25 protein-coding genes are annotated in these 26,769 nt (G+C 49.4%); 1 reads left to right on the top strand and 24 read right to left on the bottom strand.

The window, feature by feature from the left end; all coding sequences use genetic code 11:
* The first annotated feature begins 127 nt into the window (after nucleotides 1-127).
* Nucleotides 128-2,560: a GH36-type glycosyl hydrolase domain-containing protein gene (locus tag DXA55_RS07220; RefSeq protein ID WP_117813526.1), complete on the top strand. Its 2,433-nt coding sequence runs from the start codon at nucleotides 128-130 to the stop codon at nucleotides 2,558-2,560.
* An 89-nt stretch (nucleotides 2,561-2,649) separates the two neighbouring features.
* Here DXA55_RS07220 and DXA55_RS07215 read toward each other — a convergent pair whose 3' ends face one another.
* From DXA55_RS07215 to DXA55_RS07105, 24 genes are all read right to left on the bottom strand, one after another.
* Complete coding sequence (locus DXA55_RS07215) at nucleotides 2,650-3,429, bottom strand: tRNA threonylcarbamoyladenosine dehydratase (RefSeq protein WP_055226710.1); 780 nt, start codon at nucleotides 3,427-3,429, stop codon at nucleotides 2,650-2,652.
* A 45-nt stretch (nucleotides 3,430-3,474) separates the two neighbouring features.
* Complete coding sequence (locus tag DXA55_RS07210) at nucleotides 3,475-3,930, bottom strand: threonine/serine exporter family protein (protein ID WP_022461450.1); 456 nt, start codon at nucleotides 3,928-3,930, stop codon at nucleotides 3,475-3,477.
* Nucleotides 3,927-4,709: a threonine/serine exporter family protein gene (locus tag DXA55_RS07205; protein ID WP_055226708.1), complete on the bottom strand. Its 783-nt coding sequence runs from the start codon at nucleotides 4,707-4,709 to the stop codon at nucleotides 3,927-3,929. The genes DXA55_RS07210 and DXA55_RS07205 overlap by 4 nt, the downstream gene beginning before the upstream one ends.
* Nucleotides 4,706-6,067 carry an MATE family efflux transporter gene (locus DXA55_RS07200; RefSeq protein WP_117813571.1) on the bottom strand — a complete coding sequence of 454 codons (1,362 nt, stop codon included), beginning with the start codon at nucleotides 6,065-6,067 and terminating at the stop codon, nucleotides 4,706-4,708. The genes DXA55_RS07205 and DXA55_RS07200 overlap by 4 nt, the downstream gene beginning before the upstream one ends.
* A 142-nt stretch (nucleotides 6,068-6,209) precedes the next feature.
* Nucleotides 6,210-7,310, bottom strand: coding sequence for a hypothetical protein (locus DXA55_RS07195; RefSeq protein ID WP_055226707.1), 1,101 nt, complete (start codon nucleotides 7,308-7,310; stop codon nucleotides 6,210-6,212).
* Nucleotides 7,268-7,699, bottom strand: a complete 432-nt coding sequence (locus tag DXA55_RS07190; protein ID WP_117509927.1) for a helix-turn-helix domain-containing protein — start codon at nucleotides 7,697-7,699, stop codon at nucleotides 7,268-7,270. The genes DXA55_RS07195 and DXA55_RS07190 overlap by 43 nt, the downstream gene beginning before the upstream one ends.
* A gap of 190 nt (nucleotides 7,700-7,889) precedes the next feature.
* The gene (locus DXA55_RS07185; protein WP_022461559.1) at nucleotides 7,890-9,395 is read right to left on the bottom strand and encodes a serine hydrolase domain-containing protein; all 1,506 of its coding nucleotides are present in this window, start codon (nucleotides 9,393-9,395) and stop codon (nucleotides 7,890-7,892) included.
* A 26-nt stretch (nucleotides 9,396-9,421) separates the two neighbouring features.
* Nucleotides 9,422-10,789, bottom strand: coding sequence for a glycoside hydrolase family 32 protein (locus DXA55_RS07180; protein WP_117802615.1), 1,368 nt, complete (start codon nucleotides 10,787-10,789; stop codon nucleotides 9,422-9,424).
* A 150-nt stretch (nucleotides 10,790-10,939) separates the two neighbouring features.
* Nucleotides 10,940-11,290, bottom strand: coding sequence for a GH32 C-terminal domain-containing protein (locus DXA55_RS07175; RefSeq protein WP_158565054.1), 351 nt, complete (start codon nucleotides 11,288-11,290; stop codon nucleotides 10,940-10,942).
* Between the two features lie 92 nt (nucleotides 11,291-11,382).
* Entirely contained in the window at nucleotides 11,383-12,336 is a 954-nt protein-coding gene (locus tag DXA55_RS07170; protein WP_117813522.1) for a glycoside hydrolase family 32 protein, read from the bottom strand.
* 215 nt (nucleotides 12,337-12,551) lie between these two features.
* The gene (locus DXA55_RS07165; protein ID WP_022461556.1) at nucleotides 12,552-14,363 is read right to left on the bottom strand and encodes an extracellular solute-binding protein; all 1,812 of its coding nucleotides are present in this window, start codon (nucleotides 14,361-14,363) and stop codon (nucleotides 12,552-12,554) included.
* A 124-nt stretch (nucleotides 14,364-14,487) separates the two neighbouring features.
* Entirely contained in the window at nucleotides 14,488-15,399 is a 912-nt protein-coding gene (locus DXA55_RS07160) for a carbohydrate ABC transporter permease (RefSeq protein ID WP_082426161.1), read from the bottom strand.
* A 19-nt stretch (nucleotides 15,400-15,418) separates the two neighbouring features.
* Nucleotides 15,419-16,360, bottom strand: coding sequence for an ABC transporter permease (locus DXA55_RS07155; protein ID WP_022461554.1), 942 nt, complete (start codon nucleotides 16,358-16,360; stop codon nucleotides 15,419-15,421).
* 141 nt (nucleotides 16,361-16,501) lie between these two features.
* Nucleotides 16,502-16,657 carry a hypothetical protein gene (locus tag DXA55_RS17060; RefSeq protein WP_158565053.1) on the bottom strand — a complete coding sequence of 52 codons (156 nt, stop codon included), beginning with the start codon at nucleotides 16,655-16,657 and terminating at the stop codon, nucleotides 16,502-16,504.
* Nucleotides 16,658-16,908: 251 nt separating this feature from the next.
* Nucleotides 16,909-17,886 (bottom strand): LacI family DNA-binding transcriptional regulator, encoded by a 978-nt coding sequence (locus tag DXA55_RS07150; protein ID WP_022461553.1) that lies wholly within the window; start codon nucleotides 17,884-17,886, stop codon nucleotides 16,909-16,911.
* A gap of 327 nt (nucleotides 17,887-18,213) precedes the next feature.
* Nucleotides 18,214-19,143, bottom strand: coding sequence for a DUF4097 family beta strand repeat-containing protein (locus tag DXA55_RS07145; protein WP_022461552.1), 930 nt, complete (start codon nucleotides 19,141-19,143; stop codon nucleotides 18,214-18,216).
* Nucleotides 19,140-19,757, bottom strand: a complete 618-nt coding sequence (locus tag DXA55_RS07140) for a DUF1700 domain-containing protein (RefSeq protein ID WP_022461551.1) — start codon at nucleotides 19,755-19,757, stop codon at nucleotides 19,140-19,142. Before DXA55_RS07140 ends, DXA55_RS07145 begins: the two co-directional genes overlap by 4 nt.
* Nucleotides 19,754-20,071, bottom strand: coding sequence for a PadR family transcriptional regulator (locus DXA55_RS07135; RefSeq protein WP_022461550.1), 318 nt, complete (start codon nucleotides 20,069-20,071; stop codon nucleotides 19,754-19,756). Before DXA55_RS07135 ends, DXA55_RS07140 begins: the two co-directional genes overlap by 4 nt.
* A gap of 140 nt (nucleotides 20,072-20,211) precedes the next feature.
* Nucleotides 20,212-20,763, bottom strand: a complete 552-nt coding sequence (locus DXA55_RS07130) for a flavin reductase family protein (RefSeq protein WP_117813520.1) — start codon at nucleotides 20,761-20,763, stop codon at nucleotides 20,212-20,214.
* A gap of 85 nt (nucleotides 20,764-20,848) precedes the next feature.
* On the bottom strand, nucleotides 20,849-21,973 hold the full coding sequence (locus DXA55_RS18550) for a non-canonical purine NTP pyrophosphatase (protein ID WP_022461548.1): 1,125 nt from the start codon (nucleotides 21,971-21,973) through the stop codon (nucleotides 20,849-20,851).
* A gap of 12 nt (nucleotides 21,974-21,985) precedes the next feature.
* Nucleotides 21,986-22,921, bottom strand: a complete 936-nt coding sequence (locus DXA55_RS07120; protein ID WP_117813569.1) for a carbohydrate kinase family protein — start codon at nucleotides 22,919-22,921, stop codon at nucleotides 21,986-21,988.
* Between the two features lie 89 nt (nucleotides 22,922-23,010).
* The gene (gene rlmD / locus DXA55_RS07115) at nucleotides 23,011-24,300 is read right to left on the bottom strand and encodes a 23S rRNA (uracil(1939)-C(5))-methyltransferase RlmD (RefSeq protein ID WP_117813518.1); all 1,290 of its coding nucleotides are present in this window, start codon (nucleotides 24,298-24,300) and stop codon (nucleotides 23,011-23,013) included.
* Between the two features lie 19 nt (nucleotides 24,301-24,319).
* Nucleotides 24,320-25,150 (bottom strand): deoxyribonuclease IV, encoded by an 831-nt coding sequence (locus DXA55_RS07110; RefSeq protein WP_117813516.1) that lies wholly within the window; start codon nucleotides 25,148-25,150, stop codon nucleotides 24,320-24,322.
* Between the two features lie 60 nt (nucleotides 25,151-25,210).
* The gene (locus tag DXA55_RS07105) at nucleotides 25,211-26,743 is read right to left on the bottom strand and encodes an ATP-binding protein (RefSeq protein WP_055226662.1); all 1,533 of its coding nucleotides are present in this window, start codon (nucleotides 26,741-26,743) and stop codon (nucleotides 25,211-25,213) included.
* Nucleotides 26,744-26,769: the final 26 nt, after the last annotated feature.

Raw genomic sequence — 26,769 nt, 5'->3', positions numbered from 1 at the left:
CACAAACGCCGAAACTGTCACGAAAACGGTTTCGGCGTTTTTTTATATTTTTAGCAAATTCTTGCTAGTTTTTTCTTTTTTCGGCTGTATAATGAAATTACATTGTACGACGAAGGAGGTATCACACATGCAATTTGGACATTTTGATGATGTGAAAAAAGAGTATGTCATCACAAGCCCGAAGACTCCGCTTCCGTGGATCAACTATCTGGGATCTGAGAACTTCTTTTCTCTGATTTCCAATACCTGCGGCGGATACAGCTTCTACAAGGACGCAAAACTTCTGCGTCTGACCCGTTACCGTTATAACGATACGCCGCTCGATCAGAACGGACGCTACTACTACATCAAGGACGGCGATACCGTCTGGAACCCGGGCTGGCAGCCGACCCAGACGCCGCTCGATTCCTACGAGTGCCATCATGGCCTTGGCTACAGCCGCTTTGTTTCTTCCAAAAACTTAGTTGCCGCTGAACTGACCGCTTTTGTTCCGCTGGCAGATTCCTGCGAAGTAAACCGTCTCATGCTGACCAACAACGGCACCGAAGAAAAAACACTGACTCTGACTTCTTTTGTAGAGTTCTGCTTCTGGAACGCCGTGGACGATATGACCAACTTCCAGAGAAACTTCAGCATCGGCGAAGTTGAGATCCAGGGTTCTGAGATTTACCACAAAACTGAGTACCGCGAGCGCCGCAGACATTACACTGTTTATGCAGTCAACTGCCCGATCGACGGATACGATACCGACCGCGACGCTTTCCTTGGCGCTTACCGCGGAAATGACCGCCCGGAGACCGTTCTGCGCGGCACTGCAGGCAACACCGTTGCCAGCGGATGGGGTGTGATCGGTTCCCACCACATCGACGTTACCTTAAAACCAGGCGAGTCCCGCTCCTTTATCTTCGTTCTCGGCTACTGTGAGAATGCAGCGGATGACAAATGGGAAGCTCCTGGCGTGATCAACAAAAAGCCGGCAAAAGAGATGCTCTCCCACTATCAGACCGACGAGCAGGTTGACGCAGCACTTGCAGAGCTTGCTTCCTACTGGGAAGGCCTGCTGGCAAAATATGCGCTCTCCTGTGCAGATGAAAAACTGGGACGCATGGTCAACATCTGGAACCAGTATCAGTGTATGGTTACCTTCAACATGTCCCGTTCCGCATCCTACTTTGAGTCCGGCACCGGCCGCGGCATGGGCTTCCGTGACTCCTGCCAGGATCTGCTCGGCTTCGTTCATCTGATCCCGGATCGCGCAAGAGAGCGTCTGCTCGATATCGCCGCTACCCAGTTTGAAGACGGAAGCGCATACCATCAGTACCAGCCACTGACGAAGAAAGGAAACATGGATATCGGAAGCGGCTTCAACGATGACCCGCTCTGGCTGATCGCCGGATGCGCCGCCTACCTCAAAGAGACCGGAGATTTCTCCATTCTCGATGAGCAGGTTGATTTCGACAACGATTCCACCAAGGCTCAGCCTCTGATGGAGCACCTGAAACGTTCCTTCGACTTTACCGTAACCCATCTCGGACCGCACAAACTGCCGCTCATCGGCCGTGCTGACTGGAATGACTGTCTGAACCTGAACTGCTTCTCTGCAGAGCCGGGCGAACCGTTCCAGACGACAGGACCTTCCGAGGGACCGGTTGCTGAGTCCATTTTCATCGCCGCTATGTTCGTAAAATACGGCAAAGAGTACGCAGCCATCTGCCGCCGCAGAGGCAATGAGGAAGAAGCTGTTTACGCAGAAAAAGAAGTCGAAAAAGTTTACCAGGCAGTCCTTGATGCAGGCTGGGACGGCGAATGGTTCCTGCGTGCGTATGACGCTGCCGGCGAAAAAGTCGGATCAAAAGAGTGTGAGGAAGGCAAGATTTTCATCGAGCCACAGGGCTTCTGCGTTCTTGCCGAAATCGGCGTAAAAGAGGGTCTGGCCGAAAAGGCTCTGACTTCCGTAAAAAATATTCTGGAAACCAAGTACGGTGTCGTTCTTCTGCAGCCGGCTTACACCAAATATTACCTGAATCTTGGTGAAGTTTCCTCCTATCCGCCGGGATACAAAGAAAATGCCGGTATCTTCTGTCACAACAACCCATGGATTTCCATCGCCGAAACGGTGGTAGGTCACGGCAACCGCGCCTTTGACCTGTACCGTAAGATCTGCCCGGCTTATATCGAGGACATCAGTGAAATCCATCGTACTGAGCCGTACGTATACTCCCAGATGATCGCCGGAAAAGACGCTGCTCACTTCGGTGAGGCAAAGAACTCCTGGCTGACCGGTACTGCCGCATGGACTTTTGTCAATGTTTCCCAATACATACTCGGCATTCAGCCGGATTACGACGGACTTTCCTTAAATCCGTGTATTCCGTCCGATATGGAAGAGTTCAAGATCCGCAGATACTTCCGCGGTGCATGGTATAACATCACCTTCCAGAATCCGGAGCACAGGGAGAAAGGTATTTCTTCCCTCACGGTAAACGGAACCGCAGTAGAAGGAAATCTGATTCCGCTCACCGAAGGCTGCACCGAATATGATGTTGTTGCCGTAATGTAATTTTTCAAATTTCAAATCTCCATAAACACAAGGCGAGCCCCGGAAAGCACAACTGCTTTTCCGGGGCTCGTCCCTTTTATTCTTATTTTTTACTGCAGCTGCCGTCTCTCTCTGACACCGGAAAGATCTTTGATGACCTCTCCCGCCAGAATCAGTCCTGCTACGGACGGCACAAACGCTACGCTGCCCGGAATATCACGCCGCTCCGTGCATTTTCTTGCAGCTCCCGGAGGACAAATACAATTTGTCCGGCAGCTGATGCTCATATCCTCAAGCGGACGGAGGGATTTTTCCTCTGAATAGACCACTTTCAGTTTCTTCACGCCGCGTTTTTTCATCTCACGCCGCATGACCTTTGCCAGCGGACACATGTTCGTTTTATAGATATCCGCCACGCGGAACTTCGTCGGGTCCAGCTTGTTTCCAGCTCCCATGCAGCTGATGACCGGCACATTGCACGCTTTGGCGCGCATGATAATCTCAATCTTCGCTGTCACGGTATCAACAGCATCCACCACGTATGAATACTTCGAAAAATCAAAATCGTCCGCATTTTCCGGCAGATAAAAGCATTTGTATACCTCTACCTCCGCTTTCGGATTGATATCCAGAATGCGTTCTTTCATTACGTCTACTTTATATTTTCCGACACTGCTTCTCGTCGCAATAATCTGACGGTTGATGTTGGTGAGGCAGACCTTATCATCGTCTACCAGCACAAAATGGCCGACACCGCTTCTTGCCAGTGCCTCCACGGTATAGCCGCCCACGCCGCCGATACCGAAAACGGCAACGGTTGCATTCGCCAGAAGATCCATGCTCTCCTGTCCGAGCAGAAGCTGTGTTCTGGAAAACTGATTTAATGCCATTTGTTTTCCTTCCTCCTTGTTTATAATCTCTACTACAATAATAGGTTATTTGTTTTTGTCTGTCAACACCTTACGGAACCAGCTCTGCGGAAACTCAAAAACAAAGAGAATGCCAAGCACAATCGCAACTGCATCCTTCAGTGTCAGAAATCCTCTTGCACCGGCGCGCTCCAGATCATTGGTTACCACGTAAAAAGCAGTCCAGTAGATGCCGCTTCCCGGCACCAGCGGGAAAATACCCGCAATCAGAAATACCGTTACCGGGCAGCGCTTGTACACCGCAAAGCTGCGCGACAGAAGGATGACGAGCACCGTTGCAAAAAAGATGGACACCGGCTCTGTCGTATGCGGGAGGATCAGTTTATAGCAGATCCAGCCGCAGGCACCTGCCAGTCCGCAGTACAGGTAGTATTTCCGCGGCACCTGGAACAGCAGCGCAAACGCAATCGTTCCGACGCAGGCTGCAAAAAATTCCGCAATTAAACGAATGGTATCACTCATAGCTGCAGCCCTCCCGCCAGTTGATGATATCCTGTGATAATCAGTCCGACGCCAAGCGCAATACAGAATGTCACAAGCAGCGCATCGAGCATCCGCACGGAACCAGCGATGTAGTCCTGATCCGCAATATCACGGATGGCGTTCGTGAAATTGACACCGGGCACCAGCGGAATAATCGAACCGATGATAACCTTGTCCAGATGATGGCCGATCCCCGCCTGATACAGAAAAACGGCAATCAGCGTGACAAGCGCGCCGCCGGAAATATTCGTCGCAATCTTTGACATTCTGCCACGCAGCAGGTACAGCAGATAGAAATACAGAACAAAGCCCGACAGAAACGCTACCATGCTGTCCACCACATCGCCGCCGAACAGAAAACAGAAGCAGGCGCTTCCGACACCGGATGCAAGCACCTGGTGCCATCTTGGTTTGTCCGGCATCCGCTGAATATCGAGCAGCCAGGCCTTCGCCTCCTTCGGCATGTGCAGACCCTCCTCGATTTCACGGGAGAGCTGGTTGACTGCCGTTACCTTGTCGAGCCGCGCCGCCGACAGCGGAATGTGACGCACGCGGGCAAATTCCTGCTTTTTTCCGCTCTCAGCTGTCAGGAAAATACCACTGCTCAACACAAACGCATCGCTGGAGTCAACGCCATACGCCCGCGCAATGCGGTCGATCGTCTCCTCCACACGGAAGATTTCCGCGCCGCTCGCCAGCAGGATGTCTCCCGCCAGCGATGCCACATCAAGCGCTTCTCTCGTCGATTCTGCGTTCATCTTTGTTTTCCTCCTTTTTCAAAACCGTATACCCATTTTCCTTTCAAAAACAGATACAGGAAAATGACAGAACTGATACTCCAGGTCAGCGGGTAAGCCCAGAAAATCACGCGGATATCCGGGATCAGCCGGACCGTCACGGTAATGTAGCTGACGCGGAACAGGCACCAGACGCAGAGCATGACAACCATGGGAACCGCGGCGTGCCCGGAACCGCGGAGCACAGCCGCGATGCAATGAGAAAACGCCAGCAGAAAATAAAACAGTGCAATCGTTCTCGCCTGCATCACGCCGCAATGGACAACGGCCGGATCGCTGTTAAACGCCGCAATCAAAGTCGGTGCGGCTGCATAGATCACAAACCCGATCAGCTCGGCGATGGTAATGGAACAGAGAATGCCAAACCGCGCTCCTTTTTTCGCCCGGTCATACTGTTTTGCACCAAGATTCTGGCTGACAAACGTCGTCAATGCCATCGTAAAGCATGTAACCGGAAGGAATGCAAAACCCTCGATTTTTGCATATGAACCGCAGCCTGCCATCGCCATTTTCCCGAATGCATTGATGTTCGTCTGCACGAAAACGTTTGCGATCGAAATAACCGAGTTCTGGAAACCGGACGGCACACCGTTGCGGATGATTTCACCGAGCGCTCTGCCATCGAAGCGGATTTTGCGGATATGAAGACGATACTCTTCCTTCGTCCGCAGCAGATGGATCATGCAGAGAATCGCGCTTGTGAACTGGGAAATGACCGTTGCAAGCGCCGCCGCACCGACCCCCATGCCAAGCCCTCCGATAAAAAGCAGGTCGAGCACAACATTGATGCACGACGATACGATCAGATAGATCAGCGGGTGACGGCTGTCGCCAACGGACTGCAGGATGCCGACGAAAATGTTATACATGATAAAACCAAGAGATCCTGCAAAATAGGTACGGAAATATTCGACGGACTGCGGCAGGACATCGGACGGTGTTCCCATCAGCACAAGGATTTTCGGCGCCAGATACATGCCAAGCACAGTCAGCGCTACACCGGCCGCCAGGCCGAACGCCACGGTCGTATGGATCGCTTTCTGCAGATCTTCCCGGTTTTTCGCTCCGTAATACCTTGCAATCACGACACCGGCGCCCATTGCGATACCGTTAATAAAACCAACCATCAGAAAGATCAGATTGCCCGAAGAGCTGACCGCTGCCAGCGCATTGCTTCCCAGAAAATTTCCTACAATCAGTGAGTCAGCCGTGTTGTACAACTGCTGGAACAGATTGCCAAGAAACAGCGGAATCGCAAACAGAATCATCTTTTTCGAAATGCTGCCCTCCGTCATTCTTGTCTTACTTTCTGCACTCATTCGTAAAAACCCCCATTTCTTTTTCGTACAGTCAAAACCGGTCATCCACAGGTTTCCGCCCGGTGTGTGTCCAGCCTTCTTTTCAGCAGACACACACCGGAACTCACCCGAGATGACCGGTTTGGAAATATCCTTTTTTCTATTATATCGAACCTTCTCTGGAATGACAAGCCACAAATTCATGCAGAATGGCTTCGACACGTCCCAGCATCTCCTCTTCCGTGCAGAGTTCTTCCGGTTTCATGGATTCCAGGTAATCGTAGAATGCCATAAGAATGCTCGGTTCCCGGATGCTGAGGTAAATCAGCCGCTCTGTCCGCGTCTGGAACAGAAGATAGCCCTCGTTTGCATTGACCGAAATATTCAGCGCATGCTCTGCTCTCTCTTTCGTTTCCCGGATCATACGAAGATTCGCGCGATCCCGCAGCGCCAGAAAGCGGCGGATCAGGGCAATACGCTCGTCAAAGTCCAGCGGAGAATAGCACTCTTTTGGATACTCATCCACGCGGCCCGTGTCCAGGAAACTTTTGATGCCATCCTCTGAAAAAAACATCGTCGTTTTTTTATCCAGTACCTGTGTCTGCATCACCTTTGCGTACTGTGCAACCGCCCGTATCATCTGCTCACGCCCCGGCATTTCTTTTACGAGATGGCGCTCCAGCATTTCTGCTGTCAGAAGGCCGGAAAGACACGGCATTCTCTGGAAGAAATACCGCGGGGAATCTGATGCGATAAAGTGACGAATCAGTGTTTCCGTATAGCCAAGCTGGGACTGTACCGTGTCAAGACGTTCAAACAACGGCTCCGACTGTTTGAAATAGCCTTCAAACATCTCGCGCATCATCCGCAGCGTCGTCTCCTCCCGGAACAAAAGTGCATTCTGGTAATCGGCGCTGAAAGCAAGCGCACAGTGCTCCGTCAGGATGAGGTACGGGAAAAGGCGGAACTCATTCAGCCGTGCCGTCACATTGTCGTAGTAGTACCGCGCACGGTAATCGCAGCCGCAGGCACAGATCGGGAGAATTTTCTGCAGACAACTCAGGTTGTAATTTTTCCGCATCGAAACCATCTTCTCGTTGTTGTTCATGCAGAACAGATGTTGAATCGTCAAATTCGGGTTCTGTTCCCCGAATACCTGCAGAAGTTCCATGGCAAAATCGAAGTCCGGCTGGACCAGAACGGAAATTTTTCCGTCTTCTTTTACAGCTTCACCGAAAAACAGCTGCAAAATTGCATGCCGCACATGCACTGTGCCCCGAAAGGGAATCTCTCCGCTACCCCCCCCCCGTTCAATTCCAGTTTTGCAATCTCCGCCTCATGGAAGATATATTCCTTTTTCCCCTCGCGGTGGCTGAACGTTTCAATCAGTTCTCCGACCGATTTGCGCCGGTAATAAACCTCTTCACCCATCTGGGTAATGTAAAATGCATCCATGAAATCTGTTTTTTCCCGTGGCGTCAGCTGCATGAACTGTGCCATCTTCCGCACAACATCCTCCCCGGACGGATTTCGTTTTCCATTGATGATCTTATACATGAAAGAACGATCGAGTCCGCAGAACTGTGAAAGCGGGTAAACCCCGACATCCTTCATGGTGATATATTCGGATAATAAATCTGAAAAAACTGACATAGAGCCTCCTGTATCTCAATATTTTGTGTCGATTCTTTTCCAATATAGGTAAAAGTTTACCATGTTCAGAGAGACTTGGCAATTCTTCCGTTCGGCTTTGCATATCGTTTTTCTTTTTTTTACAGGATTTTCACACTGTTATGGAAAAACCGACGGAAAATTCCGCCTGTTTTTCTCTCTTTCGACCTGTTTAATCTTTTTTTATTCCAAATACAGTCAGTGCCTGACGTGGTGAAATACCGAGTCCACCGACACTAATCAGCGTATCCTCTGCCTCCAGCAGAAGATTTTCCTTCTGGAATCTGACGATCATGCGGCCACCACTCAAACCGTCCATCCGCCGAATCTCCATCTCGAGCGTATTTAGCGTACGCCATGCAGCAGAACCAGCATAAATATGGCCATCCGCTTCACTATAGGCAAAATCCCGGCGCATGGAGAGGACAAATTCCTTTTCTTTCCCGCCTTCTTGTACTTTCCAGTACATCTTATCGCTGCCAAAGGAGAATCGCATCTCCTGAATCGGACTTGTCTCCAGCGAAAACAGACCGCTTCCGCCGATCAGAATTTCTGCGGAATCCGGCAGCTGCTGGTTCCCCATCAGCGGGGCAGATACATAAACATGCTTGCTTACCTTCTCTTCCATAAACGGATTTCTCGTTCCTCTGCGCGGCGGCAGAGCCAGATCTGCGGTACGCTCTTTTACTGCACCGGCAAGTGGGGACGGTGGCAGCTCTCCTGCCTCTTTCTTCACATACGGGATCAGTTCCTCCTGCAGTGCGCTCAGTTCCTCCTGTGTCTGCTCAGTTGCTGTTGTCAGAATCACAATCAGATCGAGATCCGGGAACACAACGCCGAACTGACCGTACGCACCATCTGCGCGGAAGGAGCCCGGATAACGGCACATCCAGCACTGATAGCCGTAGCCCTGCGCCCAGTCTTTTACGTGGCCTTCCGAATCGCCCTCCGTCTCAATCTGTTTGCGGCAGGCGCGTTCAAACCATTCTTTTCGAAGCAGCTGTTTTCCTTCCCACTCGCCCTGTCTGGACAGAAAATACGTGAATTTTGCCATATCCTCCGTCACCATCTTCATACCGCCTCCACCGAGCTCCGTTCCGTCTCCGAGCAGCGCACAGGTAAGGGATGTGATGCCAAGCGGCTCCAGCAGACGGGATTTCAGAAACTCTGTGACGTTCTGTCCCGTTTTTTTCCTCAGAACGGCAGCCAGCATGTTAGTTCCGGCTGTATTGTATTTATAAAACGTTCCCGGCTCATGGAGCACTGGATGATGAAGAAAGGTAGAAATCCAGTTTTCGGAATTGTCCATAATCTCCGTCTCGTGACCACAACCCATAATCAACAGGTGATGCAGCGTGATTTTTTTGAGATTTTCGGATGGATTTTCCGGCAGCAGGTCCGGAAAGATATCGACAATTTTCTCATCCAGCGATAAGATTCCCTCCTGCTCTGCAAAACCAATCGCCGTTGCTGTCAACGATTTGCTGAACGAATACAGTGGATGACGAAATTTTTCATCATACGGCTTCCACCAGCCCTTCGCTGCACACTGTCCATGGCGGATCACCATAAAGCTGTGCAGCTCAATCTGGTTCTCTTCGATTCGGTCGAGAAAATTCAAAATTCCTTTGGAGCTGATTCCAGCTGATTCCGGTGTCACATCTTTAAAGTATCCCATTTTGCTTTTCCCCTTTCTCGCAGCCCTTATGCATCAATTTCGTAAAGTTCAACAGAAAGATCACCCTTCCAGCTTATACGGTCGTACGGTGTCTCCGGATAAACCACTGTAGAAATAGCATCTACGCCGTCCTCAGCAAACAGTTCCAGAATGGAAACATCAAAAACAAGCTCCAGATTCCATGCTCCGTCTTTCTTTCTCGCTGCGGTGCTGATGGAATATTTTTCCGTCATGAAGTGCTCACTGAATTCTTTGTAGCCCGCCATGGTACGGTCAACCGTGATTTTGGTGTCAGTTACATAAATCTTCAATTTCTGTCCCACTGAGTTTTTCAGACAGATTTTCGCATCTCCTTTTCCGGAAACCTTCAGTCCAAAGGTCTCTGTGCGGATCGTTGTGTGATTCTCGATCGGATAGCTGCTGTGGCGGAATTTTTCCAGTCCGGCCGGAGCAGCCGCAAGGGTCAGAGCACCATCTACTTCTGTCAGGGACAGTTTTCTTGCCAGAGTTGCCTGTCCACAGTACCCTTCTGTCGGAGTCTGCGCTGCATACTGCCAGTTCATACCCCATCCCATCAGCAGAACATCTTTCGCATTCTGGAATGTAACGGCTGCATAGTTGTCGAAGCCTTCATCCAGCCATCTTGGCTCATCGGATGGATAGGTGCAGAGGAATTTTTCTCCATCGAAATCACCCAGGAAATACTGCATTTTGCAGTGGTCATCTTCGGAAGCTTTCGTCATGCTGACAACGAGAACCCATACATTTTTTCCTTTATACTCAATCGGGAACAGATCCGGGCATTCCCATACACCCTTCACATGGTTTCCTTCCGGTCCGAATTCTCCAGTTTTCTCCCAGTTTTTCATATCCTGGGATGCGTAGAAGAAGACACGGTCCTGCGCTGCAAGAACAAGACTCCAGCATCTTCTGACCGGATTCCAGAACGCTTTCGGGTCACGGAAATCGGAAATTCCCGGGTTTTTGATGACCGGATTCAGATATGACTTTTCAAAATGCCGGCCCTTATCATTGCTGTATGCAATACTCTGCTGTTCCAAACCGTCCTTGTGATGGCTGGTATAAATAGCAATGATTGGCGGATTTTCATTGGTACCATACTCAGAAGAATTCTGCGTATCATACACAGCACTTCCCGAAAAGATAAATCCAAGTTCATCCGGATAAAGTGCGATTGGCTGATGCTCCCAGTGAATCAGGTCGCGGGATGTTGCATGCCCCCAGTGCATCGGTCCCCAGCTGGTATCATACGGGTACTTCTGATAAAAGAAGTGGTACACGCCATCTACATAAACCATGCCATTCGGGTCGTTCATCCAGCCTTCTTCCGGTGAAAAGTGAATTTTCGGTCTGTAATCTCTTTTTTTCATCATTTTTGTAAAACCTCCCAAGATAAACAACGGTCTGCAAAACCACTTCCATCGGCTTTGCAGACATCCGTCGTTTTTATTTATAGTAACGCTTCAGAGTCCCATCTCGATTCTGCCATGCTGCATCGTTACCGTTTATAAATGTTCCATCCCCTATTTTTTAATAGTGTACATTTTCACTTCCAGATCTCCGTCTGTGGAAACCACCTGATACGGAGCATCCGGGTAAACGCATACGGAAGCGGTCTCCAGACCACCATCTGCATAAATCTCCAGATAGGAAACGTCAAAAATAATCTCCATGTTGACATTTCCGCGCATGTAACGTTTTGTTGTAGATACCAGCAGATCCTCTTTTTTGAAGAGCTTCGGATCTACATCATCAAAGTAACTAAGGTCGCCGCTCTTAGAGCGGTCCACCGTGATGCTGTCCACCGTTACCTCGATGACTACTTCCTCACCTCTGCTGTTTTTCAGCGCAATTCTTCCGAAATTGCCCTGCACGAGAAGTCCAAAGCTCTCGGTCAGCAGCGGCTTCTGATTTCCGATCGGGAAGGCACCCGCACGGTACTCATCGATCCCGAACGGTTTTGTTTTCAGGCGGTAGCCTCCTCGGTCTCACAAAGTGAAAGTTCTCTTGGCAGTGTCATCAGACCGGAATACTCACCGGTCGGAACAAAGTTCGCGTAGAGCGGATTAACGCCCCATCCAAGGTAAACCGGACGGTCGTAGTTTCCATACGTTACACCGGCATAATTGTCGAATCCGAAATCAATCCACAGCGGCTCGTCTGTGATCTCGGTGCACTGGAAGGTATCTCCGTCAAAATCACCGACGAAATACTGTATATTGGCACGGCCTTCGGTTCCCGGATGTATCATGCTGACTATCAGAATCCATTTGAATCCGTCAAATTCATTTCCTGTTTTAGCACGGATCAGATCGGTGCATTCCCATACAGTCGGCACTTTATTGACACCGACACCGAACTCGCCTGTTTTCTTCCAGTTTTTCAAATCCTGGGATGCGTAAAACTCTGCGTGGTCGCCGGATGCCAGAACAAGGCTCCAGCAGTCCTTTTTGTCATTCCAGAAGACGCGTGGATCACGGAAATCCGGTGTGCCCGGGTTTTCGATCACCGGGTTGCCATAATATTTTTCAAAATGCTTTCCCTGATCCAGGCTGTATGCAATACACTGCTGCTCCAGGCCCGTTTCCATATTGTGCGCCGTGTAGACAGCCACCATCGGTTTCTCACCGTATTTCGCAAATCCGCTGGTGTTATTTTCATCGTATGCCATACTTCCGGAGTACATCGTTCCGATCTCATCCGGGTACAGGGCGACCGGCAGATGCTCCCAGTGAATCAGGTCTTTCGATACTGCATGACCCCAGTGCATCGGTCCCCATACAACGTCATTTGGGTTATGCTGATAATACAGATGCCAGATACCATCGATATAAATCAGTCCGTTCGGATCGTTGTTCCAGTTTTTCTCCGGTGTAAAATGAATGTTCGGTCTAAAATCTCTTTTTCCCTGTTTACTCATAGGATCCCTCTTTTCCTGTTCTCTCTTTTCCTATTTTATCTTTTTCCATTTGGAACTTCAACAAAAAAGAAATAAGAACGAAATAATCTTCTTTTTAAATATGGCCATGTTATATGGGATACAACATGGCCACATTTGGAATTTCTTTAGTTATAGAACATTAATTGCAAATCGTTTACGTTACTGTTTTTTCGTAATCGCTTTTCGCCCGATTTTTAGTTTGCTGCAGAAGCTGCTCGATCTACTGCGCCCTGGTAAATCTCAACCAGTTCGCTCAAACCAGCGCCCTCAAGCTCTGTCTTATAGGACTCCCAGCTTGCATCATCAACGCCGCCGGTTACCCATGTAGTGATGTAACGGTCAACGATATCGGAGACGGTCGGCTGAATCTGTGCCAGACGCTGAATCTCTTCCTGGGTCATCAGAACACGCGGAATGGTGTCATACTCTTCCATGATGTCATCTTTACCGTTTTCTTTCTGCATCTCGAGAAGTTTTACAGCATCGAAGGTGTAGCCGCAAACGGTGTCATAGTACTCGTTCTGAACGATCATAGAACCACGGCAGGTTGTGGAGTTTACACGAGCCTCACCAAAGTTCTTATATTCCGGATTCAGAGGTTTGTAGTTTCCGTTTTCATCGAGCGGTGTACGAAGAACGCCGTCTTCGTCTTTCTCATAGTTGTATCCGATTGCGCCCCAGTTAGATGTAACAGAGATTTCCGGATCGCCTACCATGTAATCTACAAATCTTGCAACAACGTGCGGGAATTTGCAGGTCGTTGTGATTGCTGTATCGGAAGAATCCTGCAGCTCAGAGTAGTTGCACTCGAAACCGGTCATACCGTCTTCGCCCTGCAGTCTCGGAACTGCTACGTACTGATCATGTACTTCCTGGTTTGTAATTTCCTGATCGCCCCAAACACCGAAGGAACCGATCTTTGCAACATTCTCTTTGATCAGAGAAGATTTGAATGACATACTTTCATCTGCCTCGAAGGAACCGTTCCAGATCAGTCCTTCTTCATACAGCATGTTGAAAAATTCTGCTGTTTTCTTGAATGCTTCGTCTGTTGCAGTGAACGTAACTTTTCCGTCAACCATTCTTAAGTGATCCGCATAGGAGTTTCCTCCGCAGTAGGAGTCAGCGCATCCGAATGCACCTGTGAAACGATAGAACAGGTTGTAGGAACCAAAGGTATCGGTTGCGCCGAACCAGGTTGCCATCGGGATTTCATCGTCTTCGCCGTTTCCGTTCAGATCGCCGCCGTCGCGGATTGCTTTCAGGCAGTCTACCCACTCGTCTACGGTTGTCGGCACTTCTTTGCCTACTTTATCCAGCCATGTTTTGTTGATCACGAATGGTCCAGGTGTTAATACAAGACCTTTCATTTCCTCTACGTACGGGAATCCATATTTATGGCCGTTCGGAGCGGTGATCTCAAGCTGATACTGCTCATTGTCATCGAGGAATGCTTTCAGGTTCGGCATATACTCTTCGATCAGGCCTTCGGTCGGAAGGAATACATCCTGGTCTGCGTACTGAACTACGGTGTTTCCGGATTTACCATCGCCGAAGTTCCAGAATACATCCGGAAGATCCTGTCCGGAAGAAAGCATCAGATTGATTTTCTCTGTTGCGCTCTCCTGCGGGATCGGCTGCCAGTCAAACTCTACTCCTGTGTCCTCGAACCATTTCTGGCACATAGCCAGGTCGCCTACTTCTACAGTTCTGTCTGCAGAGTTTACGATCAGAGCGGAAATTTTTCCGTATTTCTCTTCGAATTTTGCCGGATCTTTGATGATCGGAAGGGTACCGTCGAGCTGGATGATTCCCTCATCTACTGCTTCCTGCTCTTCTGCTGTGAGACCTGTGTCACCTGCTTCTGTACCGGATGCAGAGGTGGTGTCTCCTCCTGTGCTTCCTGCACCGGAGCTGCTTGAGCTGCCGGAGCTGTTTCCACAGCCTGCGAGCATGCTGGTTACCATAAGGCTTGCCAGTAATACGGATACGATTTTTTTCTTCATATTGTTCCTCCTTTATTTTGCTGCCTTTTCCGGCAGTGAAATACGTTAGTATTTTTGTATTCCTACACATAAACCATGTCTGCTATATCCATGAATTCTGCAACAATAAATTTTCTGTTCTGCATCAGCCCTTGACTGCACCGATCGTAACACCTTTTGCGAAGTATTTCTGCAGGAAAGGATATACGCACAGAAGCGGGAATGCGGAAACAACTACGACACAGTATTTTAACTGCTCAGCCAGTTTCTGTTTTGTTACCATCTCAGAAGCACTACTTCCCATCTGGTTGGACTGGTTCATCAGTACCAAGTTTCGAAGAACGACCTGAAGAGGCATTTTGCTGTCATCCTGCAGGAACATCAGTGCGTTGAAGAACTGGTTCCACATTGCGGTTGCATAGAACAGACACATAACTGCGATGATCGTTTTCGACAGCGGAATTGCAATTTTGAAGAAGAATCCAAAATCGCTGCAGCCGTCGATTTTTGCTGCTTCGAGAAGCTCGACCGGAATACCACTTTCAAAGAAGGAGCGGCATACGATCAGGTTGTAAGCGGACACTGCTACCGGAAGGACCATAGCCCATGTTGTGTTGTAGATGTGCAGCTGCTGTACGGTTAAGTACATCGGAATCATACCGCCGCTGAAGAACATCGTGAAGGTGAACAGGAACATAATCGGTTTTCTTCCTACCATATCGTATCTGGAAAGTGCATAGCCGGCCGGAATGGTGCAGACCAGGGAAATCAGCGTTCCTAATACGGTATATTTGATGGTGTTTGCATAGCCGGTCCAGAGCGGCTGGTATTTCAGTGTGGTTTCATATCCGTTGGTGTACCACGCTTCCGGATAGAGAAGAATTTTACCGGAGCTTACAACAACCGGGTCTGTAACAGATGCCAGAAGCACGTAATACAGAGGATATACAATTGCAATACAGACAAGGATCATGATGACGGTATTGATCACGGTAAAGACCTTGTCTCCCGTACTCATTTTTACTTTTTTCTTTTTCACAGTGTTATTATTTGCCATTTTTCAAGCCCCCTGACTCTTAGAAAATACTGATATCGCTGGTCTTCTTTGCAACTGCGTTTGTGATAACCAGAATAATGAAGTTTACAACGGAGTTAAATAAGCCAACGGCTGTCGCAAAACTGTACTGTGCGGTCTGGAGACCTACTTTGTATACGTATGTCGAAATGATCTCACTGACGGTTGTGTTGGTACCGTTCTGCATCAGATAAGCTTTCTCATATCCCACGTTCATAATGTTACCTACCTGAAGGATCAGCATCAGGATGATGGTCGGCATAATCAGAGGTAAATCAATGTAAAGGATCTTCTGAAATCTGGAAGCACCATCCATCGTTGCTGCTTCGTAATATTCCGGGCTGATTGCGGTCAGTGCTGCGATGAAGATGATGGCGTTGAATCCCATCGTCTGCCAGATGTTACTTCCGATGAAGAGTTTGCGGAAGTACTCCGGAAGGCTGGTGAACATGATTGCTTTTCCGCCGGCTCCCATAACTGCGTGGTTTACAAGACCGTTTGCGGAAAACAGTACGGAAATCAGGCTGACTACAACTACGTTTGACATAAAGTACGGTGCGTAGGAGATGGTCTGGATGATTCGTCTCGGTCCGCTTCTCTGTACCTGGTTCAGTAAGAGTGCGAAGATAACCGGAATCGGGAATCCGATGATCAGGCTCTCCAGACTGATGACGATCGTGTTCTTGATTGCCGTCATGGCAATACTGGTACTGAAGAACATCTTGAAATACTTGAAGATCGGATCTGCCCACGGACTTCCCATGATTCCCATGCGGCCTTTAAAATCTTTAAAGGCGATGATCAGGCCGTACATTGGATAGTAAGCAAAAACGATCAGCCAGATCAGTGCAGGAATCAGCAGGATGTACAGCTGCCAGCACGAGAGCGCTTTTTTCAATTTTCCACTTTCTGCCGTTTTCGGCGATGACGTTTTTTTCTTCATAGTTCCCTCCTTATTTCTCTAAAAGCTTTACCAACCGCTTTTCGTTCCACATTTGCATCGTTTCCGTTTTGGCACTTTGCCTTGTGGAACCTGTTCCATACCTGTATCATAGTACGCAGTTCGCCCAATGTCAACAAATCATCAATATTTTTTCGTCATTTTCAATATTTTCACAATTTTTATTTTGTGTTTTTGTGCAATATGCATCCTGTTTTTCATAAAATTCACACTTATCTTCTTTCTTCTCCCATTCTCCTGTTCCACATGTTCCGCTGTTCCATGCTTTTCCTGTTCCATATGTTCCACTTTTCCGTTTTTCACTATTTTTTCGACAATTGCAACTGTTTCAGCAGCGATTTCATATCCTTTTGCTCAGTCTTTCTGCCCTTTTGCCGTATATAAGTTGGTTTTATTTCATTTTTATTTTATACATGAAAAAGAGACACCCTTTCTTTTCAGATCGAGTGTCTCTGATATCTGTTCTTCTTCTGTTCTATCGCAATCCCGGAAAATGATGCAAAATTCGGTAATTCCCTGTTTTGTTATCTTCAGGTACTTTCTCCTTTTCGGAAGGTCACATCCACAATCTGCTCCATCTCCTCAATCTTCTTTCCGTCAATCATGCGGATGATTGTGTCCACGCTCCGCTTTGCGATTTCCGGCACATTCTGACAGACCGTCGTCAGCTCCGGTGTCAAAAAGCGGGTAAAATCCAGGCCGTCGTAGCCAACCACCTTCAGTTTTTTCGGAATCTTAATCCCTTTTTTCTGCAGCATCTTCATGCACGCTGCCGCTGTGACATCGGCTGTAAAGAGTCCATCAATTCCATCAAAATGGCTGATGTATTTTTTCCAGATCGTCGGGCCGCTCTGAAAATTCAGAATCTTGCTTCCGGCATCAATCGCTGTAATTTTACATTTATGCTGTTTGCAGACTTCCGCAAACCGTCGGTAACGATCCATGGAGCAACCACGCTCTGTTGCACTCGATGCAAAATAGAGCACATTCTTACATCCTGCGCTCAAAAGCGCCTGCGCCGCAAGCTCACCGCCGCGCTTATGGTCGGAATGTATACACGGAATCCCTTCGGTGACGTAGCGGTCAATCATGACAATCGGACGGTGAATTTCCGCCAGGCTGACAGAAGACGGGATATCCGCACAGCAGATAATGCCGTCCATGACATTTCGCTGCAGCATTTCCACAAATTCCTCGATGCGGTTCGGATTGTCCCCAACCTCGCAGAGCATGCACTTGTAGCCATTGGTGTACAGATTATTCTCGACATGTTTCACCAGAGATGCCATAAACGGATGTGAAAGATTCTTAACAACAATTCCGATAAAACCGGACTTGTTGCGGAACAGGTTCTGGGCAAGCTCATTTGGTTTATAGTTCAGTTCCTCCACTGCCTGCATGATCTTCTGTTTTGTTTCATCGGAAATATACCCGCTCCCATTGAGTGCACGGGATACCGTTCCGATTCCTACTCCCGCTTTGATCGCGACATCTCTAATACTTGCCATAGTTTCTCCTAACTCCTATTCTGACACTGGGCTGTTTTCTCTGACTCGTTCCGGCTTTTCCCCCGCTGCCAGTCTGTGGAGCCCGTTCCACAATGCTTGATTACTTTTATTTTAAAGCACCGCAATCTACAAATCAAGTTAAAAGCTGAAAATTTAAGTACAAAAAACAAGCGACTGTTTGGATCATTTCCCTTTTTCTGGTGAAACCATCCAAACAGCCTCCTGTGTTTTTGTCACTTTTGTCTTATTTTCCAAAAACGCTCATTCATGCGGGCATGCTTTGCGATTTTTCTGGAATTTCATATGTCCCTGAACATTCAGAAACGCTTAATCGTTTTCCAACGAGATATCACCATCCTTTGTCATCAGTGTGATTCTGCCCGCTGGCTGATCCGGTACATAAGAAAAGCTCTGCTCGTCCTCCTCTTTCTGCATCAGATTCTCCATGGTATCCGGTACATCGATCTCCCCAAAATCTGTCTTTGCCGTAATTTCCAGCCGTTCCAGATCTTTTTTACCCAGTTCAAGTTCAATATCGCCGTAGGAGTTTTCCACCGACACGTCTCCGGAAAGCTTCGTATTTTGGATTTTCGCATCGCCATCCTCCAGCGTGATCGACCCATTCTCCCACGTTCCACTCTTCAGTTCCACATCACCGTAATCTGCTTTGCATTTGATATTCTGCATGTCACATCCGAAAAGTGTGATATCTCCATCCGCATTTTGCAGTCTTCCGCTTTCCGCCTGGATGCCATTCATCTGCACATCACCGAATCCCATCGTTACCTCTATTTTTTTCAGTACCTTCTTTTCCGGTACATACAGAATCACTCCTGTTTCCGACTGTTTACCGCCACTTAAGATTTCTTCCGTAAAGTCAATATTAATGTAAATCGTATCGGACACTGCGCTTGTCTCTTCGATGCTCAGAACACCGTCCCGCACGCGATATTCCACTGCAGTCTCTCCTTTTTTCGACGGAATCCGCCAGGCGAGATAACAGGAATCGTCACCGGACGGAAGGATGTTCAGGTCGCCGATCGTAAGGTCTGCCTGCAGTTCATCAAAATCATCAAGTTTTATCTTTTCCTGTGTGGAAATGCCGTCTTCCTTCTTCGCAGAACCGCTCATCGCATTCAGATCATACGTTTCCGCGTATGCTTTTCCGCCGCTTGCCCATCCGCTGAACATCAGCACTGCACCGGCAATACAGCAGGCACATCCTGTCAGTAATGCTGTTTTTGTCCATTTTTTCATGATCTGCTTCCTCCTTTTTTCGTTACCTTACGTGTACACCACACGAACAGCCGTCCCATCCATTTTGCAAAGTATACGCCGAACACCGCGCACAGAATACTGATTCCCAGCATGAAAACGCCCATTCCGGTAATAAAGCAGAATCCGCCGAAGGAAACCGAGACTGCCAGAATGCCGCGCAGCAGCATCTTAATTCCGGCGGCCACGCCGACAACTGCAATCAGAAAGACGCTCATATCAAGCAGTGCCGCACAGAGGGCCGCGCAGAGCAGAACGATGAGAATGCTGATCAGAATCGGGGCTCCGATCGGGGCTGCAAACAGGGCGAGAATCGCGATCCAGACGACGTTGGCGCCTGTCGTTTTTTTCTTCTCTTTCTGTTTTTCTTCCTTTTCCATTGCCTCGCGTTCATCTACTTTTTTGTCCAGAAGATTCCGCATCAGCTCGGCGGCTGCCTGTTTCGGTGTTCCGAGTTCTTTGATCACGGCCTGCTCATTTTCCGGACCGGCATCTGCAAAATACTCGGTGAAGTATTCCATCGCATCTTCATAGTCGCTCTGCGGAAGCTTCCTCAGATACTTTTCCAATTGTTTCAGATATTCCCCACTCGTCATTCTTTTTTCCTCCACTCGATGATGTTGTCAATGGTGTCACGATAGGACTTCCATTCGCCCTGCAGGTACGCCATCTGTGTTTTTCCTGCTTCTGTGATCGAATAATACTTCCGTTTTCTGCCCTGGTACTCTGCGGAATACGTCGTCACGTAGCCCGCCTTTTCCAGTTTTTTCAGGATCGGGTACAGTGTCGACTCTTTGATGTCTGCAACCAGTTTGATCGTCTGGCTGATTTCATATCCATAAGAATCTTCCCGATTCACAATCGACAGGATCATAAATTCGATCAGCAGTGCTGATACCGGAAAATACATAAAAAACCACCTCCGTTAGTTTCTGATATGTAAAATATTTATATATATATAATTTATACATATCATAAGACTATGGAGGCGGTTTGTCAAGGGGAATATATAAAATTTTTACATATTCGCTGTCATGTCATCATCTGTGTTTATTTCAGGGCTTTTCCGGAACCGAATGCGTCGCCGACTTTGTCGCCCATGGCGAGATAGGTGTTGTTGACCGGGTCGAAGGCGATTGGTTTCAGTTTTTTCGGGTCGATCTTTCCGTCGGTCAGAACGCTCTCGTCTGCGCAGACGTTCACGATCTCGCCGACCAGAATGCCGTTGTCAAAGCTTTTCACTTTGCACTCCAGTGCCATCGGAAGCTCGTCGATCAGCGGCGCGTTGACGAATTCGCTCTTCGTTGCATGGAAACCGGCGCGTGCAAATTTATCTGGAACTTTTCTGCCGGACTCGATGCCGACGTAATCGCAGCCAACAACAGTATCCTCGGTTGCCATGCTGACGGTGAAGGCACCGGTTGCGGCAAGGTTGTCTGTTGTCTTGTGGTCGCCCATGCTGATGGAGATCTCATTGAAATCTGTGACTACACCCCATGCAGCATTCATGGCATCCGGGTTGCCATCTTTGTCGTATGTTGCAATAATCAGAACCGGAAGTGGATACATGTTTGGTTTTGCTCCAAAATTTATTCTGCTCATGGTTGTTCCTCCTGTTTTGCTTGATTTTCTTTATTATAACGCTTACAGCAAACTTTAACACAAGAGATTTTCTCTGCAAATTTTCTTAATCGTTTAATTTTCTCGTCATATCATGCCATTCCTCGCCGCCCCAGGTGGATGCGGAGATTCCCTCGTCGCGGAAATTCATCTTTTTGTACATCTCCACCTTATCCTGCAGGCAGGTCAGAATGAGCTGTTTTCTTCCGTTTTTCTGTTCCCGGCGGCTGTACTCTTCCATCAGCGCGCGGGCGATTCCCTGGCCGCGGTATTCCGGCAGGACACTGAGACCCAGCAGCATGACGTTTTCTCCCTTCGGGTCGTACAGACTGATTTCATCGAAAAAGGCATCACGGAATTTTGTCTCGTTTGTTGCAAGTCCGTTCAGCGTTCCGGCGATTTTTCCGGTTTCTTTGTCTACTGCCGCCAGAAACAGCTCCGGCGCGTACTGCATCCGCTCGCGCATGCTCTTTTCGGAGCACGCCTCATTCGGCGGAAAGCACGCCAGCTCAATGGCAACGCCCTGTTCCATTTCGTCCTGGCGGATGGTTCGAAGTTCATATCGTTCCATTTTATGGTATTCCTCCATTGCCCGCTCAAAAAACTGCAGAAAACCGTCTTCCACGGCAAGCTGATCGAGCGCGGCTTCTTGCTCATTCAGATCGTAATAATATTTTCCGGTCCGCAGATCGATCGACAGACGGTCGAGCGGAAAGCCTTTTTTGCTCATCGGATGGGGTGTGCTGACCATGCGGAAAGGAGCGCTCTCCATTGACGGGTCCATCGCGTCATAGCGGTGGTCCGCATCAAGAATCAGCGAAACTGCGTTTTTGTAGCGTCCCGTCAGGCCGCCGTACTTTTCTGCAAGGGCGGCGTAATGCGCGGTCATTTCTTCATCGGACAGATACTTTCCGTTCACGGTCCGCACATGGACGCCGGGCTGGTCGTCCTCTGCCACGTTGTCAAAATACAGACCGGAATCACAGGAGAACACCGGCATATGAAGCGCGTTGAAATACGCCTCCGCCTTTTTCCTGGCATTTTCCAGCGGCGTTTTTCCATCCTCGATAATCTCTGGCTGCTTAACACCGCCAAGATCTTTCAGCCCGATCAGCTCAATCCCAAGACCGGCAAGGCGGTGACGCATCGCGTCGAGTTTTGCCGGGTTGCCGGTTCCGTACAGTAACTTCATTTCTGCCCCCTTCTATGCCTCGATGCCGAACTCTTCCGGGCGGAAGCGCGGGCAGACATTTTCCGACGATGTGATGACGGATGCAGCAAGACGCGTACCGATTTCAACTGCCTTGCCAATCGTTTTTCCATAGGTCAGGCCGGCGGAAACACCTGCGCAGAACGCATCACCGGCTCCTGTTGTATCTTTTACCTGTACTTTCTGCGCCGGGCAGAAGCCGCTCTCTCCGTCTGCTTCCGCATAAACCGCTCCGTCGCCGCCCATTGTTACGACCATGGCCGGAACATTTGCCGCTTTCAGACGCTCGGCGAGAATCTTTTCCATCTCGGCCGGTGTTTTTTCGCTGTAATCATCGGAGAAGAGAACGCCTGCCTCGAGCTGGTTGCAGATCAGGCAGTCAAATTTCTGCAGAAGATCTCTTCTGCTGACTGCGATGTTCATGTTGCTGACAACGCCGTACAGTTTTTTATCGTATTTTTCACAGAGCTGTACCAGCTTTTTGATGATCTCTTTGTCCATATCGATCTCTGCCACAATGGAATCGCAGTTTTCGATAATTTCATCTCCGTTTTCTTCCAGAATATCGAGAATCGGCATCAGGTTCGGGCGCTGGGAAATGGAGCCCGCCAGGTCACCGTTGTGATCGAAGACAGCAAGCCATGTTCCCATGCCGTTCGGGATTTCTTTCATGTATTCGGTATTGACTTTGTGGCGCTGCAGTTTGCGCACAACATCCTCGCCGAGTGCGGTATTATCCGCGATTCCAAGGAATGTCGGGCGCAGTTCCAGGTTTGCGATATCCTCCACCACGTTTCGGCTCACACCGCCGTGGATGTATTCGACATGGCCGGCGTTTCTGCCGTCCGGGACGTAGATGTCCTCTGGAAAACCTTTGATATCCACAAAAACTGCTCCTAATACTACGATTCCATTTTTATTTACTGCCATGTTTCTTTTTTCCTCTCCTGTTTTTTCATTCCTTCTTTTTTCAGACAAGCCTCTTCGTCTGTTTCACGAAATTATTTTCTTCTGTTGTATTAAGCCTTCTTTTGCGTTAGTAAACAGACTGTCTCCACATGCTCCGACCATGCGAACATATCATACCCCCATGCCTCTTCTGCCTTATATCCGTGTTTCGTCAGATACCGCAGGTCTCTCGCCAATGTCTCCGGATTGCAGGAGACGTAGACCACTTTTTTCGGTGAAAGGGTTACGACAGAGGACAGAAAGGCTTCATCACTGCCGGCTCTTGGCGGGTCCATGAAGACGACGTCGGCTTTTTCGCCTTTTTCGGCCATGGAGACCATGAAGGCGCCGGCGTCGTTCTGGTAGAAGGAGACGTTTTTGATTTGGTTTCGTTTGGCGTTTGTTACGGCATCGCGGACGGCGTCCGGGTTCAGTTCGACGCTGATGACTTCTCTGGCATCGCGGGATGCGATGAGGCCGATGGTTCCGATTCCGCAGTAGGCGTCCATGACGCGTTCGTTTCCGGTGAGACCGGCCAGGGAGATGGCTTTTTCGTACAGGTTTTTCGTCTGAACCGGGTTGACCTGGTAGAAGGACTGCGGGGAGATGCGGAAGGTGCAGCCGCAGAGTTCATCCTCGATGTAACCGCGTCCGAAGAGGACAATGTCGCGTTTTCCGAGTACCATGCTGTCGGTGCGGTCGTTGACGTTCAGTACGATCGTGGTGATCTCCGGGTGGAGTTTGCGCAGGGCCTTTACGAAGTTGTTTTTTGACGGGAAGACTGGTGATACGCAGACGAGGACGACCATGATCTCGCCGGAAGCAAAGCCGGTGCGCACCATGACGTGGCGCAGGAGGCCGTAGCCGCTGTCCTCGTTGTAGATCATGATTTTGAAGCTCTTCAGCAGACCGCGGATATCGCGGATGATGGCATCGGCACGCTGATCCTCGAGCAGACACTCATCGACCGGGACCACTTTGTGTGTGCCCTTTTCATAAATGCCGGATATGATCGTTCCGTCTTTTTTGCGTGCAAAGGCGGAATTGACTTTATTCCGGTAATGATAAGGATTTTCCATGCCAACCATGCCTTTGACCGGGACGATGCCCTTCAGAGACTTCTTCAAGAACTGCTCTTTTTTCGCGAGCTGCTCTTCGTAGGAGAGGTTCAGATATGTGCATCCGCCGCATTTTTTCTGATAAGGACATTTCGACGATGATGAACTCTTTTTCTGCTTTCCTTTTTCCGGTGCCACGCTCTTTGTTTTCTCTGTACGAACGGCTTTCTTTTTATTTTCCCTGTCGAAATACGTCTTTTTTCTTCCGTCAGCTCTTTTATTCTTCTCTCTCGTGTTTTCCACTTTCTCTTACCTTCTTCCTCTATTTCGCAAACCCGCGCAGCAGCGCGATCTCTTTTGCATATCCGTCCAGCTCATTCGGTGTTTCCAGATAGAACGGCAGTCCCGCCAGCGCCGGATGTGTCACAATCCGCTCAAATGCCGCAAGCCCCAGCGATCCCTCGCCGATCTTCTCATGGCGGTCCTTATGGCTCTCAAACGGATTCTTGCTGTCGTTCAGATGAACCGCTTTCAGCTTCGAAAGTCCTACCACGCGGTCGAACCCCTCAAGCACATCATCGAGGTGATCCACAATATCGTATCCCGCATCGTACACATGGCACGTATCCAGGCAGACACCCATGTGGTCTTTTAATTCCACGCGCTCCAGAATCGCCGCCAGCTCCTCAAACGAGCGGCCGACTTCGGTTCCTTTTCCTGCCATCGTCTCGAGCAGCACCGTGGTCGTCTGCTCCGGTTTTAAAATTTCATTCAGCATCTCCGAAATCAGACGGATTCCCTCTTCCGCCCCCTGTCCGGTATGGCTGCCCGGGTGGAAATTGTAGCAGTTTCCCGGCGTATACTCCATCCGTTTCAGATCATCCGCCATCGTCATCCATGCAAACTCTCTCGTGTGCGCATCCTTCGAGCACGGATTCAGCGTGTACGGCGCATGTGCCAAAATGCGCTCGATTCCATGCTCCTTACTGTAAGAAAGAAACGCTGCGACATCCGCCTCGTCGATGGCTTTCGCCTTGCTTCCTCTCGGGTTTCTTGTAAAAAACTGAAAGGTATTCGCCCCGATGGACACCGCCTCTTTTCCCATGGCAAGATATCCTTTGGACGATGATAAATGACATCCTATTGTCAGCATAACTTCTATTCTCCTTTATTTCCAAACCACAACTCACCGATTCTCTGCGAGCCGCATTACTTAAAGCACAATTTTCCGGTACGGAATTCCCATCTCCGAGAGTGCTTCCTCCTCCCGCTTCTGACACGTAAAGAGCAGCACCTGCGTCCGGTTTTCCGCCAGCCATTTCAAAGTTTCTTTCAGCCGGTTTTCATCGTAAAACGCAAACGATTCATCGAGAATCACCGGCAGCTCCTCCTCGCCGCAGAGCACATCCATCGCCGCCATGCGGAGCGCAAAGTACGCCTGCTCGATCGTGCCGCGGCTGACCTGTTCAAGCGGCACATATTCGTCTGCGGTGTGAAGGCCGATCCGCAGATTCTCATCCATATTCACCTGCAGATAGCGACCATTCGTCAACGATGACAGCGTTTTTGACATCTGCTGTTTTAAACGGTCGCCGATCCGGCTCTGCATCTGTACGGAGAGACTCTGGATCGTCTCCCCCGCCAGGGAAAGCGCATCAAGTTCTTCCTGCAGATGATCTTTTTCCGTCATGGAAATGCAGAGCTCTTCGTATTCACTCTGCAAGTTTGACAGCACCGTCTGTTTCTGCCCCAGCTCCTGCTTCAGGCGGTCCACATTCCACTGCTGGCGGCGGATCGCCTGCTCCTCCGGCTCCGTCACGACCTGCTCGACCTCCGTTTTCCGGTGACGGAACAGACTGTACGCCAGATACAAGAGCGCCGCAATCGCAAGCCCGAGTCCCGTTCTCGTCAGCAGCGAATCAATATGGAAGAACTGCAGAATGCATAAGAACAAGAGAAATCCAGCCAGCGCCACGCACGCGGCACCCCATTTGCGGCTCTTCCGAGATTCTTTTTTCATCTTCCGCACCCGTTCGATCGGCACATCCTTCTGATAAATATCCCGTTTCATCTGCTCTTTCGCCTGCTGCAGATTCTCCTCGCTCTGACGGCACTCCTCCGTAAAAACGGAAATTTTCGTCTCAAGTTCTTCCTTCCGTTTTTCCAGTCCCGCCAGCGTCTTTTTCTGTTCCTGCTCCAGGCGCTTTCTCTTCTGCTTCAGCAGATCCAGCGCCGCCGCCACATCGAGCTCTCCATCGCTGCTCCCCTGGTAATTTGCCATATAGTTCCGCAGCTCATCCGCAAGCCCTTCCTCGGTTCTACCTTTTAACTGCCCGATCGAAGCCGTATTATCATACACAATCTCACTGACACCGCCGAGCAGCATGGAAAGATCGCCGTCCTCCACGGAGAGCACCTCGCCGTCCGTCAGGCACACCAGCTTTGCATTGGCGTTCTGCCGCCCGAAATTCCGTGTCAGGCGGAACCGTTTGCCGCCGCTTTCAAGCACCATCTCTCCCGCATAGTATGCCGGATTTTCCCATGGCTCATAACGACTGTAGACATCATTTTTTGCCGCCCGCCCCCGGCCGCGTGTCATGCCGAACAGCATGCTGCGGATGAAGGTATGGACGGTCGATTTTCCGCTCTCATTTTCCCCGCTGATGAGCTGAATCCCATCGGAAAATTCCAGTGTGCGGTTCTGCATTTTTCCAAAATTGCGGATTTCCAGTTTTTCTATTTTCATCTTCTACGCCTCCCGCAATCTTTTTT

It is taken from the genome of Blautia sp. OF03-13, from assembly GCF_003460685.1.
GTDB classification, from domain to species: Bacteria; Bacillota; Clostridia; order Lachnospirales; family Lachnospiraceae; genus Fusicatenibacter; species Fusicatenibacter saccharivorans.
The sequence above is the reverse complement of the archived record's forward strand: the minus strand, read 5'-3'. Positions and strand labels throughout refer to the sequence as shown.

Bases quoted from the DNA above. Each gene is read 5' to 3' on its own strand.
- DXA55_RS07220 (WP_117813526.1), top strand. From the start codon at position 128: ATGCAATTTGGACATTTTGATGATGTGAAAAAAGAGTATGTCATCACA.
- DXA55_RS07215 (WP_055226710.1), bottom strand. From the start codon at position 3,429: ATGGCATTAAATCAGTTTTCCAGAACACAGCTTCTGCTCGGACAGGAG.
- DXA55_RS07210 (WP_022461450.1), bottom strand. From the start codon at position 3,930: ATGAGTGATACCATTCGTTTAATTGCGGAATTTTTTGCAGCCTGCGTC.
- DXA55_RS07205 (WP_055226708.1), bottom strand. From the start codon at position 4,709: ATGAACGCAGAATCGACGAGAGAAGCGCTTGATGTGGCATCGCTGGCG.
- DXA55_RS07200 (WP_117813571.1), bottom strand. From the start codon at position 6,067: ATGAGTGCAGAAAGTAAGACAAGAATGACGGAGGGCAGCATTTCGAAA.
- DXA55_RS07190 (WP_117509927.1), bottom strand. From the start codon at position 7,699: ATGTCAGTTTTTTCAGATTTATTATCCGAATATATCACCATGAAGGAT.
- DXA55_RS07185 (WP_022461559.1), bottom strand. From the start codon at position 9,395: ATGGGATACTTTAAAGATGTGACACCGGAATCAGCTGGAATCAGCTCC.
- DXA55_RS07180 (WP_117802615.1), bottom strand. From the start codon at position 10,789: ATGATGAAAAAAAGAGATTACAGACCGAAAATTCACTTTTCACCGGAA.
- DXA55_RS07170 (WP_117813522.1), bottom strand. From the start codon at position 12,336: ATGAGTAAACAGGGAAAAAGAGATTTTAGACCGAACATTCATTTTACA.
- DXA55_RS07165 (WP_022461556.1), bottom strand. From the start codon at position 14,363: ATGAAGAAAAAAATCGTATCCGTATTACTGGCAAGCCTTATGGTAACC.
- DXA55_RS07160 (WP_082426161.1), bottom strand. From the start codon at position 15,399: ATGGCAAATAATAACACTGTGAAAAAGAAAAAAGTAAAAATGAGTACG.
- DXA55_RS07155 (WP_022461554.1), bottom strand. From the start codon at position 16,360: ATGAAGAAAAAAACGTCATCGCCGAAAACGGCAGAAAGTGGAAAATTG.
- DXA55_RS17060 (WP_158565053.1), bottom strand. From the start codon at position 16,657: ATGGAACAGGAAAAGCATGGAACAGCGGAACATGTGGAACAGGAGAAT.
- DXA55_RS07150 (WP_022461553.1), bottom strand. From the start codon at position 17,886: ATGGCAAGTATTAGAGATGTCGCGATCAAAGCGGGAGTAGGAATCGGA.
- DXA55_RS07145 (WP_022461552.1), bottom strand. From the start codon at position 19,143: ATGAAAAAATGGACAAAAACAGCATTACTGACAGGATGTGCCTGCTGT.
- DXA55_RS07140 (WP_022461551.1), bottom strand. From the start codon at position 19,757: ATGACGAGTGGGGAATATCTGAAACAATTGGAAAAGTATCTGAGGAAG.
- DXA55_RS07135 (WP_022461550.1), bottom strand. From the start codon at position 20,071: ATGTATTTTCCGGTATCAGCACTGCTGATCGAATTTATGATCCTGTCG.
- DXA55_RS07130 (WP_117813520.1), bottom strand. From the start codon at position 20,763: ATGAGCAGAATAAATTTTGGAGCAAAACCAAACATGTATCCACTTCCG.
- DXA55_RS18550 (WP_022461548.1), bottom strand. From the start codon at position 21,973: ATGAAGTTACTGTACGGAACCGGCAACCCGGCAAAACTCGACGCGATG.
- DXA55_RS07120 (WP_117813569.1), bottom strand. From the start codon at position 22,921: ATGGCAGTAAATAAAAATGGAATCGTAGTATTAGGAGCAGTTTTTGTG.
- DXA55_RS07110 (WP_117813516.1), bottom strand. From the start codon at position 25,150: ATGCTGACAATAGGATGTCATTTATCATCGTCCAAAGGATATCTTGCC.
- DXA55_RS07105 (WP_055226662.1), bottom strand. From the start codon at position 26,743: ATGAAAATAGAAAAACTGGAAATCCGCAATTTTGGAAAAATGCAGAAC.